Raw genomic sequence first — 457 nt, forward strand, 5'->3', positions numbered from 1 at the left:
TGCAGGCGCTCCTTGAGGTTGCCGCGTTCGTCGTAGCGGTAGTGGGTACCGACGTAGTCGCGCAGCAGGTTATCCAGCAGCTTGGACGGGGCGTAATGATTGGGACGGCGCGGTGCCTGCGGATCCAGCAGGTTGCTGGCCGGATCGAAGGCGAAGGTTTCTTCGCCGCTGATAGTTTGCGCAGCGAGCAGTCGACCGAGCGGGTCATAGCGGTAGCTAAGGGCGCCGCGCCGGGTGTCGTCGATGCGGGTCAGTTGCCCGGCGGCATCATGTCGGTAGTTGCGCACCACCAGACGTTGAGCGTCACCGCGCTTGCCGATGGCTTGTTCCTGCAATTGGCCATTGGGCGTCCAGGCTTGGCGCTGTTGCAGGCCGTTGCCCTGGTCGCGGGCAATTTCGCGGTGCAGGTTGTCGCGTTGGTAACTGAGTAGCTCGGTGTCGTCGACCTTCAAGGCCA

The 457-nt window shown here is 63.5% G+C and carries 1 pseudogene; it reads right to left on the bottom strand.

Annotated elements, in window-relative coordinates:
- Positions 1–457 (bottom strand): annotated as a pseudogene (locus ACM6IK_RS24310) (hypothetical protein); the annotation flags it as partial.

Origin of the sequence: Pseudomonas sp. IT-196MI5 (assembly GCF_949767415.1) — a bacterium.
Lineage (GTDB): Bacteria > Pseudomonadota > Gammaproteobacteria > Pseudomonadales > Pseudomonadaceae > Aquipseudomonas.